This is a genomic window from Trichormus variabilis 0441, assembly GCF_009856605.1.
Taxonomy (GTDB): Bacteria; Cyanobacteriota; Cyanobacteriia; order Cyanobacteriales; family Nostocaceae; genus Trichormus; species Trichormus variabilis.
The window spans coordinates 4,035,444-4,049,823 of sequence record NZ_CP047242.1; the positions used below are offsets into that span (position 1 = coordinate 4,035,444).

Genomic DNA, 14,380 nt, shown 5'->3' on the forward strand with positions numbered 1-14,380 from the left:
TTAACTGCGGAGATTAACACCAAATTTTTCTACCAAAGCTTCTCGGACTTTGTTGTGTACTGGTTCGACCTCGGTATCTGTGAGAGTGCGATCGCTTGCCCGGTACACTAGTCTAAATGCTAAACTCCGTTGGCCTTGGGGGACGTTCTCACCGCGATATTCATCAAACAGTTCTACCGACTCTAGTAAACCTTTACCAGCCTTGTTAATGGCTTTTTCGATTTCCGAGACGGAGATTTTTACAGGTGCAAAAAAGGCAATATCGCGATCGCTTGCGGGATATGTGGAGTAAGGTTTGAATGCAGGTACAAGAATTTCATCTTTATCTAAAGCATCCAACAACACATCCAAATCCAGTTGGAACACATAGACTGATTCTGGTAAGTCTTTGTCACGCCGTAGTTGGGGGTGGAGTTGTCCAAAAATACCTAATCTATTACCACCAATCCATAATGAGGCGGTGCGTCCTGGGTGTAAGCGTTCGTCACGACAATCAGGCTGATATTCTACCAGGATGCCGAGTTGCTGAAATACGCTTTCTAGAATGCCCTTGGCTTCAAACCAAGTCAGGGGTTGGTCTTTACTACCTTTTGACCATTTGCCGAGGCTTGTATCTCCTCCTATGATACCAGCGATCGCATCTTTTTCTTGTAACCCATCTTCTTCTTGCCAGAAAATGCGCCCAATTTCAAAACCATTCAGGGAACCATTCCCTTGTTCTAGGTTGTATTGGAAAGCGTCAATTAAGCCAGCGAGTAAATCAGTCCGCAAGGCTGAATATTCGACAAATAAGGGATTACTCAAGACTATTTGTCTATCTTCCCCTGGTTTCACTAAGGAGTAATGAATTAATTCTGTTAAACCTTCCGCCCGTAGCGCAGCGCGTAACTTGCGTACCAGTTCTTGATCTACAGGTAAATAACCAGCTTCTGCTTTGTCTGGTAAGGTATCACAGAAATTATCATAACCATAGAGACGGGCAACTTCTTCAATTAAATCAATTTCTCGTTCCAAATCGCGGTAACGATAGGGTGGTACGGAAACATTCCAAGTCCCTTCTCCGGCTGGAGTTAACTCACATCCCAATGCAGTCAAGGTACGTTCTACATCTTTGGCTTCCAGTTCTCCAGTTTCTCCCACGTTGATGGGGCCGAGTACTTCATTCACCCGGTCTAAACGTAGAAAAATTGAACGACTCCAAGTAGTAGGATCGGGACGAGTATCAGCAATTTCCTGATGAACAATCACGCCATCAGCTAATTCACTAATTAAAGATAAAGCACGGCGATTAGCTATTTCCAACTCTGCCCGATTCACTCCTCGTTCGTATCTACCAGACGCTTCACTGCGTAACCCCACACTACGAGAAGAACGACGAATCGCCACAGAATCAAATAATGCTGCTTCTAAAATTAGGCTTTGTGTACCCTCGTGGACTTCGGTTTCTTCACCACCCATAACTCCCGCTAAAGCCACAGGTTGATCATTAGCCGTAATTAATAAATTTTGTGTTGTCAGGTTGCGAGTTTGTCCATCCAGGGTTTTTAGTGTTTCCCCTTGATTGGCACAGCGCACACCAATAGTTAAGTTATCAGCATTGGCAACAGATTTTAATCGCTCTTGGTCAAAGGCGTGTAATGGTTGCCCCCATTCCAACAACACATAATTAGTAATATCAACTACATTACTAATCGGTCGTACCCCAGCCGAACGCAAACGCTGTTGCAACCATTCAGGGGATGAAGCAATTTTTACCTGTTCAATGACTGTGCCAATATAAGCGGGACAAGCTTGGGTGTCGGCAATTTTTAAGCCTAACTTCCCCACACTCTCAGATACAAATGCTTCCCCAGGTTTCGGGATGCTCAATTTGGCATCAGTCAACGCAGCCACTTCTCGCGCTATACCCACCATACTTAAGGCATCTGCACGGTTAGCAGTAGCGGTGACATCTAAAATCACATCATCCAAACCCAACAATGGGCGCACATCACTACCCAAGGGTAAGTTTTCTTGGGGGAAAATATAAATGCCGTCTACCTCACTGGGTAAACCGAGTTCTTTCAAAGAGCAAATCATCCCTTGGGAAGGAACACCACGCAATTTTGCGGGTTTAATTTTCAAATCAATGTTAGGCAAATAAGCGCCTACAGTTGCCACAGGCACATAAATATCGGCTCGGACATTAGGTGCGCCACAGACAATATTTAAAGTTTCCGTTGCACCGACATCTACTTGGCAAACGCTCAATTTATCAGCGTTGGGGTGGGGTTGACGCTCAAGCACTCTCCCCACAACAACGCCATTTGCCCAAGTGCGGCGGTCTTCAATATCTTCGACTTCAAACCCAGCCATTGTAAGAATATGGGCTAATTCTTCTGGGCTAAGTTTTATCTCTACTAGTTCCCGCAGCCAGTTCAAAGAAATACGCATTGGAGTGTGCTTGTTTGAGGAATCGTCTTTTGCTCTAATTTTAGGTTGCCTAATTGTGAACGAGTCACCTCTCTAGGCATACCTGAACAATCCTACTACGTACGTTAACTTTGGAGAAACAGAGGGGAGTGAGAATAGGCAGGCAGGGGAAGAAAGATGGTTATTTTGAGAATTTTTTTCTTCTCCACTGGGGGAACACCAAAAAATAAATTATTCCAAATTGACGGTTAGTAGGGTGCGTCAGTATGAATAAATTCCTGGTACAGCTAGGTTTTATCGCACTGACGCACCCTGCATTTTAGACATTTTCTTATCTGGAAGTCCCTTACTCAAGAACAGCCTAGCTAATAAAAAATCGGTGTAGGTTGACTGCACCGATAACTGCGCCGACGCTTCGCGTACGCACATCGTAACTTTATTTGCACCAGACATTTACCTCACGCCAATGCTGAAGCTTGGGGTTTAGCAAAAATCATTCTCCCGGCTGAAGTTTGCAACGCACTAGTAACTACTACCCGCAGTTCACCACCTACATAAGCTCTACCTTCTTCTACGACAACCATTGTGCCATCGTCTAAGTAGCCAATTCCTTGAGTCGGTTCTTTACCTTCCTTGAGAATTTTTAGGTCAAGGTTGTCCCCAGGTAGATAGCTAGGACGGACTGCATTTACTAGGTCGTTCACATTCAACACAGGTACTTTCTGCACGCTGGCGACTTTTGATAAGTTGTAGTCGTTGGTGAGTAATGTGCCGTTGATTTCTTGGGCAAACCTAACTAGTTTGGCATCAACTGTTGCAATGTCTTCGTAGTCTGATGGATTAATCAAAATACGGTCTGGGTAGGCTTCCTTAATACGATTGAGAATTTCGAGTCCGCGTCTTCCTCTCACCCGCTTTTGGTCTTTGCTGGCATCCGCTACTTGTTGTAGTTCCAGCAAGACAAACTGTGGCACGATAATTTGCCCTTCCAGAAATCCGGTTTCTAGCAGTGCCTCAATCCGACCGTCGATAATACAACTAGTGTCTAAAACTTTAGTATTGGCGGGTTTTAATGTCCCTTCCGCCACCATTGTTTCCACGGTGTTGGGATTAATGAATCTCAATAAGCCCCGTCCGTGGGTGTCGGCTAAATTCATCCCCGTGACGGAGAGAATAATACTACCAACCACCGCCACCAGTGGTTTAATAAAACTAAAATCCGTGGGAATAGGTAGCAAAAATAGCGGAGCCAGCATTAAGTTTGCTAGCAATAATCCAATCACTAGGCCAATGGCACGCGTTAAAATTACTTCCAGTGGCAATTCGCGGACTTGGGCTTCTAACCGACGATAGGTCGTTTGGAAACTCAAACCAACAGCGCCACCAATGATGGCAGCAAAGACGGCAACAGTTAAGCGTAAAGCTTCGAGGTTCGTTACCCGATCCAACGTACCATTAGGTAGTAGTTCGGTGCTGTAGAACCCTATTCCTGCTGCTGCCAGGATGAATGAAAAAATAATAATGGCATCAAGCATGATTTTGCTGTTTTCCTGCGACTGTTTTACCCGATAAAGTCAAGTATTTTTAATTTCATCGGTAAGAGAGACTAATTATATTGACTTAGACTAGGGTTTTTATGCAGGCAATATCTGCAAACATTATAACCAAAGTCACTTCGCTTAAGATTTGTCATTGCTACGTCAATAAACTATAGAAACCTGTAAATAAACTATTTATTTTCATTATTTCTAATTTTCCGTTAATTAAGTTTATTCTTGTTCACAAATATGCAAAAAGTTAATGTTCCTAGCCTCGCTAGTTCTGCTTATGTACATATTCCCTTTTGCAGAAGGCGGTGCTTTTATTGTGACTTCCCGATATTTGTTGTCGGCGATCGCCAACGTGGTGAAACATCTGTTACCATCTCCGGGTATGTGGATACTCTCTGTGAAGAAATTGCCATTACACCAGTTTTTGGTCAACCCCTCCAGACCATATTTTTCGGCGGTGGTACGCCTTCGCTGTTATCTACAGCACAATTAGCACAAATACTAGGAACCCTAGATAAGCGGTTTGGGATTGTGCCTGATGCAGAAATTTCGATGGAAATTGATCCAGGTACATTTGATCTAGCACACATCCAAGGCTATCGTAGCGTTGGTGTGAATCGGGTAAGTTTGGGTGTACAAGCGTTTCAAGAAGAATTGTTAAAATTAGCTGGGCGATCGCACTCGCTTAAAGATATCTTTGCAGCTATAGACTTGATTCACCAAGTCGAGATTCCCGAATTTAGCATAGACTTAATCTCTGGGTTGCCGCATCAGTCTTTAGATCAATGGCAAGATTCCCTAGAAACAGCCGTTAACATTGCACCCACCCATATATCTATCTATGATTTGACAATTGAGCCAGGAACAGCCTTTGGTCGTTATTACAAACCTGGGGATAATCCCTTACCTACTGATGAAACCACAGTGAAAATGTATCAGATGGGTCAGAGGATTTTGACTGATGGCGGTTATGAACATTATGAAATTTCCAACTACGCCAAGCCAGGACACCAGTGTAGACATAACCGCGTGTATTGGGAAAACTGCCCTTATTACGGCTTTGGTATGGGTGCGGCCAGCTATGTAGAAGGTAAACGCTTCACCCGTCCCCGAAAAACAAAGGAATATTCTCAATGGGTGCAAGAGTTGATTGCTAATCACGGTGTGATTGATTGGGAAATTACGCCAAAAGCAGATGTATTGTTAGAAACGTTAATGTTGGGGTTACGCTTGGCTGATGGTGTGAGTTTAGCAGCACTAACCGAGGAATTTGGCAAGGAGAAAATACAAGAACTGCATCAATGTCTGCAACCTTATTTTACTCAAGGTTGGGTACAAGTTGTGGGTGATAGGTTGCGGTTGAGTGATCCCGATGGTTTTTTATTTTCCAATGTGGTGTTAGCCGATTTGTTTAGTCAGTTGGGTTAATGACCTTTTTTGAATTCACAATCCAAAATCCGCTACTCTAAAGCTGCGCCAACAAGCCCCCACTAATTGTCTTTAATTTTGAATTTTGCGAAAAGTTCTGTAGGCGGGTTTCCCGCCGTAGGAACGCCACTTGCTACAAGCCGGGGAACCCGTCCAACGCAGTGGCTCAACTTTTCAAGACGAATTTTGAATTTTGAATTGGAGCGAAGCGACTTGACCCGATCGCGCTATAAAAAGAATAATGAAGAGTAAAAAGCGACGAAACCCCCTGCGCCAATCACTGGCAGTTTTCCGTTATAGTGGCAGGGCAATATATTTGGTGTGGACTACTAGCCACACTATGACTATCATTCTGGCTACTTTGACTTTAGTGGCTGGTTTGTTACCTGCGGCGATCGCCTATATTGGTAAGTTAATTGTGGATGCGGTGGTTTTGTCATCCCAAGCCAACGCCAATCTTTCTCAGCCATTATTATATGTGAGTTTAGAGGCGATCGCTGTAGCTTTACTGGCAGGTAGTCAAAGAGGGCTGACTATTTGTCAATCTTTACTGCGAGTGTTACTTGGTCAGCGCGTCAATGTCCTCATCCTAGAGAAAGCCTTGACCCTTGACCTCACTCATTTTGAAAATTCAGAGTTTTATGACAAAATCACCAACGCCAGACGAGAAGCATCCATTCGCCCCCTTTCTTTAGTTAACCGCACCTTTGGTTTAGTGCAGAATGCCCTTTCTCTAGTTACATATGGCATTTTGCTCGTGAATTTCTCTCTTTGGGCTGTAGTTGCCCTAATTTTGGCAGCAATGCCCGCATTCATCGCCGAAACTAGATTTGCTGGGGAAGCCTTTCGTCTATTTAGTTGGCGTGCGCCAGAAACTCGCCAGCAGCATTATCTGGAAAATTTACTAGCTAGAGAAGACTTTGTTACTGAAGTCAAACTCTACCAGTTAGGCAAGATGTTATTGGGAAGATACCGTAACGTATTCAATCAACTCTATAGCGAAGACCGAGATTTAACAGTACGCCGGGGAGTGTGGGGATATCTCCTGAGTTTGGTGAGTACGGCGGCTTTTTACATCGCCTACGCTTGGATTGTCATAGAAGCGGTCTTAGGTAAGATTTCCTTGGGAGATATGACAATGTATCTCACTGTTTTTCGCCAAGGACAGTCTACTTTTGCCAATGCTCTCACCTCCATTGGTGGAATGTATGAAGATAACTTGTATCTTTCTAACCTTTATGACTTTTTAGAAGAGAAAGTCACCCAACCTGGGGGTAATGTAACTCAAGGAATCAATCCTGAAGATGGGATTCGTTTTCAGAATGTATCTTTTACCTATCCTGGTAGTTCTCAGCCTGCATTAAATAATATTTCTCTGCATTTAAAACCTGGAGAAAAATTAGCTATTGTCGGTGAAAATGGTTCTGGCAAAACGACTTTAATCAAACTACTCACACGACTTTACACACCAGATTCTGGCAGAATTTTATTAGATGGTGTGGACTTACAAAAATGGGATATCAATACATTGCACCGTCGGATTGGGGTAATTTTCCAAAATTTCGTCCGCTATCAATTTACTGTGGGTGAGAATATTGGTGTGGGGGATGTGGAAAATCTGGACGATAACAGGCGTTGGCAAGTAGCTGCTCAAAAAGGTATGGCGCAACAGTTTATTGAGACATTACCCCAAAGCTTTCAGACACAGCTTGGACGCTGGTTCAAGGGAGGACAAGAATTATCTGGCGGACAATGGCAGAAAATCGCTCTAGCTCGTGCATTTATGCGGACTCAGGCGGATATTTTAGTTTTAGATGAACCCACATCGGCAATTGATGCACAAGCTGAGTTTGAGATTTTCAATCATTTTCGTACTGTGACTCAAAATCAAATGGTATTCTTGATTTCCCACCGTTTTTCGACTGTGAGGATGGCTGACAAAATTTTGGTGATTGAAAATGGGGAAGTGGTAGAGCAGGGGACTCATGAGGAGTTGCTGGCGGATGGCGGACATTATGCCAGGCTGTTTCTGTTGCAGGCGGCGGGTTATCAGTAGAGAGAGATAATCCTTTTAAACGCAGAGGTACGCTGAGGGGAGCGCGGAGGTACGCTGAGGGAGATAGACTTTACTCTGCATACCTCTGCGCCTACCTCAGCGCCACTTTGCGTTGAAAAAGTTAATAATTTATGTAAAGTGGTACTGAAGTATGAAACTGATTTCCGAACCGTCGATTCCTGTAAAAATTCAAAAGATGAAAGAGAGGGTGCGGTGGAAGCACCCTAGTATTGTGCAACGGGGAATTGACCAAACGAGTATGGTAATAGACGATGGCCGGGATGATAACCCGGAATTTTCGTTTATGGTGATTGGGGATAGTGGTACAAAGTCTCATTACGGACATCATCCCCAAAGACAAGTTGCAGAACTAATGCTATCTCACAAGGATGAATGCCGTTTTGTGCTGCACACGGGCGATGTAATTTATGTGGTGGGTTCCCATGAGTATTACCCAGCAAACTTTATCGAACCTTACCGGGAGTTTTTAGTGGGTGGTGAGCATCCCCAAAACATTGCTTACGATCGCATGACTTTTAATCTACCGTTTTTACCTGTTCTGGGCAATCATGATTATTATGATGTGCCTTTGATGTATCGCTTGTTGACTGGTAGTACTTTACAGTTGCGGCGGATGCTACGGTATAAGGATTTTGAAATTGGTTGGCACGGTTCTAACCAAGGGGATGCTTACTCACGAGCCTTTATTGATTATCTAGCAACCATTACACCAGAAGACTTACATCGTCATTTAGATTTACACTACACCGCCAAAACTGATACTAATCGCTGTCTACGTTATGTACCGGGAAATTTCACCCGTGTACCTAACCGTTATTACAGTTTTCGTTATGGTGGGATAGATTTTTTTGCCCTTGATTCTAATACTTGGAATACACCGTCACCTCTACCCACAACCCAAGCCGGAGACATTTACCGCCGGGAATTGCAAAAGCGTCGCCAAGAAATAGACCAAGAAGAACTACAAATTTTAGCAGAGTGCGATCGTCTCAATCCAGATCAACCAGATGATGCGGAACAGCTCGACGACCTCAGCGCCAAGTTAGACCAAATCAATGAAATCAAACTCGACATCGAGAAGCAACTCGCATCTCACGACACAGTAAATATCGATTTTGAACAACTGGAATGGTTACGAAATCGCTTAATCGAATCTTGGAATACCAAGGAAGTCCGGGGAAGAATCTTATTTTTCCACCATCCACCATACGTTACAGAAGCAACCAAGTGGAATCAAGCCCAAACTTTGGCGGTGCGTCATCGTCTGCGTTGGGTATTCGACCAAGTGGCGGAAACTCTTGGTTCTTTGGTTAAAGAACGTCCTATAGTTGATTTAATTTTCAACGGTCACGCCCACTGTTTAGAATATCTCCGCACAACTGATACAGGCTATGCAGACTCAAACCTCAATTGTATTATCTCTGGTGGTAGTGGTCGCCGTCCCCGTCGTCAGCGACCAGAGGGGACAGAGTTAATGGAGATTTTTAGTGATGTTCCTGGTCATTCTTTGCGGAAAGTTGCAGACTCACTGTTGTATGTGGGACGCAGTGAACAAAACCTCCAAAAGTGCCTTTCCTACTCTGGTGTACGAATTGATGTTCAAGATGGTAATCCGCCTAAATTTATTGTCAGACCCTTGGTCGCAGAACGGGTTGATGGACTGTGGAATCAGCGTGAGTTGGAGTCTTTTGTGATTTAACAAGAACTATGATGATTTATAGAATTTGGCATTTAATTGTAATTATTTGGTTGATTGGAGGATGTTGGCTACTGGATGGTACAGGCGTAGCAATAGCGAGTCCCACAACTTCCAGTGTTTATGAACAAAGGTCTATCCACAGCCCAGATGGTATTGGTAAATACTACATGGGGCGAGAAATTGCCAAATTCATGGGACACACAGGCGCAGGTTGGCTGGAAAGACCAAGCCGTGAAGCGGAAGAACAGCCTAGTAAATTAATTAATGCCTTAAATTTAAAACCTGATGATGTTGTCGCAGACATTGGTGCTGGTACTGGCTATATTAGTTTGCAAATTGCCCCTTTACTAACAACTGGTAAGGTTTTTGCTGTGGATATTCAGCCAGAAATGTTGGAGATTCTGGAGTTTTTCAAACAAGAGAAAAATATCGCCAATATTGAGCCTATTTTGGCAACTGCCAATAATCCAAATCTTCCACCAGCAAGTGTAGACTTAGCACTGATGGTGGATGCTTACCATGAGTTTGAATATCCCCAGGAGGTGATGCAAGGAATAGTCCAAGCCCTGAAACCAGGCGGTAAAGTTGTACTGGTGGAGTATCGAGGGGAAAATCCATTTATCATGATTAAGCGTCTGCATAAGATGACGCAAAAGCAAGTCCGTCAAGAAATGGCTGCTGTTGGATTAACGTGGCGAGAAACTCAGAATTTATTACCACAGCAGCACTTAATGATATTTGAAAAAGCGGTCAGAAACTCATGATTGGGCTGGACTGATGAGCTATGAGATGCGATCGCTAGCACAGGCTCACACTCATATAAAATATCACTATCATCCTCAAATCAGTCCATGAATAGGTTTCCCTACGACCAGTTCGCCAAAGATTATCTTAAAGAATTATTACAGCAGAAGTAAGTCAAAATCTAGACGAAGAGGATAGAGATTTAATTATGCGCTTATCACCTATTTATGAGCGAAAATTAGCAGAAGCGAAACAACAAGGTCTTCAAGAAGGACTTCAAGAAGGAATTCAGGAAGGACTTCAGGAAGGAATCCAAGCCGAACGTCGTCAAGTTATAGAGAATGTGTTGCAAGTTCGATTTGGCTCTTTAGATGCAGAGTTAAGTGCAGTGATTGAACCTCTATTGAAATTAACTCCTGAACAATTCACTCCTATATTACTGCAACTATCGAGAGAAGAATTATTAAACAGGTTACTCCATTCCTAATATTAGGAAACACCAAAAAATAAATTATTCCCGATAGAAGGTCAGTAGGGTACGTCAGTATGAATAATCTTTTGGGACAGCTAGGTTTTCTTACACTGACCAAAGAAAAAAGGATACAAGCCCCCGGATTTATCCGTGGGGTATTTAATTTTGAATTTTGAATTTTGAATTTTGAATTGGAGAGAAGCGACTTGACGCACCCAACCTAATTGGATGCTTTTTTATCGAACAGAATTCAGGAGTCAGGAGCCAGAATTCAGTATGAATTCTGTGCGACTGGTGGATGAATAAATGGGTTTAAGCACGGAGCCAAATTTTCAATTTGGTGGTCTTCAATCAGTGGCGGGTCTGTAGCTTGCTTCCCGTAGGGTATCCCCCACTGATTGTATTCTGACTCCTGAATTCTGACTTCTGAATTCTTCAACTATAAGCCCCTATTGGCTATTTTTAATCACCTCCAATAATTCCCTTGGTTGGTGAATTAAAAAATCTGGATTTTGTTTAGCTAATATTTCGGGAGAATTAAAACCCCAGGTCACTGCGATTACTTTGATATTTGCTTTTTTTGAAGCTTCGATATCTCTAGTTTCATCACCAACATAAATAACTGCCTGAGGTTTGAATTGTTTTTGTCGGAGAACATTATTAATTATAGTTGTTTTACCAAAAATTGTGACCCCTGAGTAAATAAAATCAAACAGACTATCTAGTTCATTAATGCTCAAGAAATTTGTCACATTTTCCCTAGAATTAGACGTAATTATTCCTAGTTTATAATCATGTTCTTTCAGTTCTAATAAAGCTTCTTTAATACCAGGAATAGGTTTTAATTCATGAATTTTGTTTTTTAATTCCGACTTAACTTTTTTAACTAAAAACGGTATTTTTATCAGAGAAACGCCTGAATACTTGATAATTTCCCTAGATGAAAAATTCCTGAGGAGAGTCAATTGCTCTGGGGTGATTTGTACATAACCGAACTCTACCGCCAAGCGGTTGGCAATACTTACAAGAGCATCCACGGTATCCGCAATCGTGCCATCAAAATCAAAAATGATTACTTTCTGGGTCATTATTTCGCTTAGATGCGTCTAGATTAGCACGGGCATTCCGTCTTAACATTTCTGGCTTAATTCGCCTTAACGCTGATGCCGGAAATTGTTTATCCCACTCCTCGTCTGAGATTTGCGCTAATTCTATCAGCTTAGGAGCAATATTGTCTGGGTATGGTTGAAAATCTACCACATCTGTTGTTTGTGCAAAACGTTGATTCCAAGGACAAACATCTTGGCAAATATCACAACCAGCTACCCAGCCTTGCATTTGAGATGCGATCGCCTCTGGTAATTCTGCTGCTCGATTCTCGATGGTATGATAAGCAATGCAGCGATTAGCATCCACCACAAACGGCTGAGTAATTGCCCCTGTAGGACAAGCATCTAAACAACGAGTACAACTACCACAGTGTTCTGTATGGGGACTATCCTTTTCTAGTTCTAGATTTGTCACCACCTCACCCAAGAAGACCCAAGAACCATACGCTCTAGTAATTACATTCCCATTTTTCGCTATCCAGCCAATACCGGCTCGTTGCGCCCATACTTTATCTTGGACTGGCCCAGTATCTGCATAGTAACGAGCTTGGATACTTGGGTCTAATGATTGTAACCAAGTAGTTAGCGCTTTAAGTTTTCTGTTCATCACCTTGTGATAGTCCCTTCCCCAGCCATAGCGAGAGATTTTGGCGTATTCTGCACTATCGGGACGTTGGTGTGGGGTGTAGTAATTAAGAGCGACGCACACAAGCGATCGCGCTTCTGGCATGATCAAGCTTATATCACTGCGCTTCGGGTTATTCATCCACTCCATATCAGCGTGATAACCCAGCTTTATCCATGCTTGCAGCCTTTCGGCTTCTGCGTTTGTACTTTCATTGACAGCAGCAATGCCAACCTTGTGGAAACCTAACTCTTTAGCCTTTCCTTTTACCACATTGCTGCTAACTATGGAACAGTAGTTCATTTGTATAACCAAATTTTGCCAAACTGGCAGCCTTTCGATTATACATAACTTAGTCAAGACTTAGGTTCAATATTTCCTACTCAATCTATTTGTAAATTTTATTTGCCGATTGTTAAGAAATAATGCAACATAGATGCAAGAGGACAAGCAACCCAGAGTGATGCAACCCTCCCACTGATTCGCAAAGTATATAAACCCATCGACTGTGGTGCAATCATGACATTCACTTCTGATTCCGCTTCAACCCGTTTTTCTCAAGCTTTCGGTATCCAAACTGGTGATGCTGTTGCTTCTACCATTACTGTATTTCAAGGTCTGAGTATAGATGACCAGTTGGCAGTACTATGGTACGCTTACACCGAAATGGGACGTTCTATTACACCAGCCGCTACAGGCGCTGCTCGTTTACAATTAGCTGAAGGTTTGTTAAATCAAATCAAGCAGATGTCTCATGCAGAACAGTTACAAGTCATGCGTGACTTAGCTGCAAAAAATAATACTCAATTTTCTCGCTCTTACGGTATCCTCAGCAATAATACCAAGTTGGCTTTCTGGTATGAATTATCAGAATTAATGGTTAAAGGCTTCGTCGTACCCGTACCAACAGACTATAAAATTTCTCGTGATGGCTCTCAAGTATTAGAAGCACTGAAAGGATTAGACTTTGGTCAACAAATCACCGTTCTCCGCAAAGTAGTTGCTGATATGGGTGTTGACCCTTTAGCTGATTAACTATCTAACAATATCTTTCCAACCTCAATGTCATACTAGTTTTAGTTCCTAGATATTTATTTAGGAACTAAATCTTACTTAAGTAAGAGTGTCTGTTATGGGTAATACATCCCAATAGCAGCTTTTTTTATATTTACTTTTACATTTAAATTCAGGTTTGTAGTCAAGAAATGAGTTCTGACTACGAACTGACACTTAATATTTTACATACAGGAAATTTTATGAAAGCTGCTGAGTCTCTCCCTAATATCCAGATAAGAAGTATTGTAGGAATCACAGAGCCGACAATCTTACAATATTTTGCCACCCTCAACGCTGGAGAATTTGCAGCAACCGCCGCGTTATTTGCTGTTGATGGCGTAATGTATCCACCCTTTGAATCTGGTATTGTGGGGCCAGATGCGATCGCTACCTATTTACAACAAGAAGCCCAAGGTATCAAAGCTGACCCTCAGCAGGGATTGCTGGAAACCTCAGAGGACGGACAGACTCTAGTGCAAGTTTCTGGTAAGGTACAGACTTCTTGGTGTGGTGTGAATGTCTTATGGTTATTTACTCTTAACCCAGAAAAACAGATTACCCACACCCAAATTAAACTCTTAGCTTCTCCCCAAGAGTTACTGGCTTTGCGTCGTGAACAGTAGTCTTGATTAATGACTTTAACTTTGGGTTACGCTTGCTGCTTGTAGGGAACGTAGCAGCATTCTTCTTCCCAACTCAACATCTGATGGCGCACATTGCCAATCGGGGTGTGCTGTCATTAATAAGCTATCCAGAGTCTCTTGATCGAACAAATGCCAAACAGGAGCATTGTTGATTGTAGCTTCTATGGCATAGCAGTTAATCCCAACACAGTGAAGGGTGCAAGCACTGGCAATTCTCACCAAAGTCATTGTATCCCCTGGTTGCAAAGCGCGAAACTCCCGGATAGCTTGTCTCAGTTCACTCATCGTAGAAACCATTAACCCAGGCAAAGCTACGGTGAGATTTTTATCTCCATTTACCATCATCCAGTAATGCCGACTGGGGTCTATTCCTTCTAACCAAGGTGATTCATCATCAAGGCGATAGCGTGGTGATAAACAAAAGAAAGCTTCCATTGGTATCGGTGAGTTACGACTTTGGTTTTACTTAAAAGGATTTTCCACCACTGTGCATAACACTAAAAATGCAACGGCGGCTGTATGCTTTAAATATCTAATAAGTTCTACCTATAAATCAAATAAATT

The 14,380-nt window shown here is 42.6% G+C and carries 12 protein-coding genes; 7 read left to right on the top strand and 5 right to left on the bottom strand.

Translation table 11 applies throughout. The annotated features are described in order from the left end of the window. Together pheT and GSQ19_RS16405 are read right to left on the bottom strand one after the other, a co-directional pair. A complete protein-coding gene (pheT, locus tag GSQ19_RS16400) occupies positions 1-2,433 on the bottom strand; it encodes a phenylalanine--tRNA ligase subunit beta (protein WP_011319006.1) in 2,433 nt (810 codons plus the stop codon). A gap of 437 nt (positions 2,434-2,870) precedes the next feature. Next, positions 2,871-3,947 (bottom strand): PIN/TRAM domain-containing protein, encoded by a 1,077-nt coding sequence (locus tag GSQ19_RS16405; RefSeq protein WP_011319007.1) that lies wholly within the window; start codon positions 3,945-3,947, stop codon positions 2,871-2,873. Between the two features lie 252 nt (positions 3,948-4,199). Here GSQ19_RS16405 and hemW point away from each other — a divergent pair, with 252 nt between their 5' ends. From hemW to GSQ19_RS16430, 5 genes are all read left to right on the top strand, one after another. Beyond that, positions 4,200-5,390 carry a radical SAM family heme chaperone HemW gene (gene hemW / locus GSQ19_RS16410; RefSeq protein WP_011319008.1) on the top strand — a complete coding sequence of 397 codons (1,191 nt, stop codon included), beginning with the start codon at positions 4,200-4,202 and terminating at the stop codon, positions 5,388-5,390. Between the two features lie 241 nt (positions 5,391-5,631). Then, positions 5,632-7,446 (top strand): ABC transporter ATP-binding protein, encoded by a 1,815-nt coding sequence (locus GSQ19_RS16415; RefSeq protein WP_011319009.1) that lies wholly within the window; start codon positions 5,632-5,634, stop codon positions 7,444-7,446. 151 nt (positions 7,447-7,597) lie between these two features. Then, a complete protein-coding gene (locus GSQ19_RS16420; protein ID WP_011319010.1) occupies positions 7,598-9,166 on the top strand; it encodes a metallophosphoesterase family protein in 1,569 nt (522 codons plus the stop codon). A gap of 8 nt (positions 9,167-9,174) precedes the next feature. Beyond that, on the top strand, positions 9,175-9,930 hold the full coding sequence (locus tag GSQ19_RS16425) for a class I SAM-dependent methyltransferase (RefSeq protein WP_011319011.1): 756 nt from the start codon (positions 9,175-9,177) through the stop codon (positions 9,928-9,930). Positions 9,931-10,118: 188 nt separating this feature from the next. Beyond that, a complete protein-coding gene (locus tag GSQ19_RS16430) occupies positions 10,119-10,397 on the top strand; it encodes a hypothetical protein (protein ID WP_011319012.1) in 279 nt (92 codons plus the stop codon). 434 nt (positions 10,398-10,831) lie between these two features. Here the strand turns inward: GSQ19_RS16430 and GSQ19_RS16435 are convergent, their stop codons facing one another. Both GSQ19_RS16435 and queG read right to left on the bottom strand, forming a co-directional pair. Further along, positions 10,832-11,470, bottom strand: coding sequence for an HAD-IA family hydrolase (locus tag GSQ19_RS16435; RefSeq protein ID WP_011319013.1), 639 nt, complete (start codon positions 11,468-11,470; stop codon positions 10,832-10,834). Continuing rightward, positions 11,445-12,419: a tRNA epoxyqueuosine(34) reductase QueG gene (queG, locus tag GSQ19_RS16440; protein ID WP_011319014.1), complete on the bottom strand. Its 975-nt coding sequence runs from the start codon at positions 12,417-12,419 to the stop codon at positions 11,445-11,447. The genes GSQ19_RS16435 and queG overlap by 26 nt, the downstream gene beginning before the upstream one ends. Positions 12,420-12,635: 216 nt before the next feature. Here queG and GSQ19_RS16445 point away from each other — a divergent pair, with 216 nt between their 5' ends. Further along, positions 12,636-13,151: an orange carotenoid protein N-terminal domain-containing protein gene (locus GSQ19_RS16445; RefSeq protein ID WP_011319015.1), complete on the top strand. Its 516-nt coding sequence runs from the start codon at positions 12,636-12,638 to the stop codon at positions 13,149-13,151. A 221-nt stretch (positions 13,152-13,372) separates the two neighbouring features. Beyond that, positions 13,373-13,795 carry a ketosteroid isomerase family protein gene (locus GSQ19_RS16450; protein ID WP_041456202.1) on the top strand — a complete coding sequence of 141 codons (423 nt, stop codon included), beginning with the start codon at positions 13,373-13,375 and terminating at the stop codon, positions 13,793-13,795. 15 nt (positions 13,796-13,810) lie between these two features. Here GSQ19_RS16450 and GSQ19_RS16455 read toward each other — a convergent pair whose 3' ends face one another. Then, complete coding sequence (locus GSQ19_RS16455) at positions 13,811-14,251, bottom strand: hypothetical protein (protein ID WP_011319017.1); 441 nt, start codon at positions 14,249-14,251, stop codon at positions 13,811-13,813. Between the last annotated feature and the right edge of the window lie 129 nt (positions 14,252-14,380).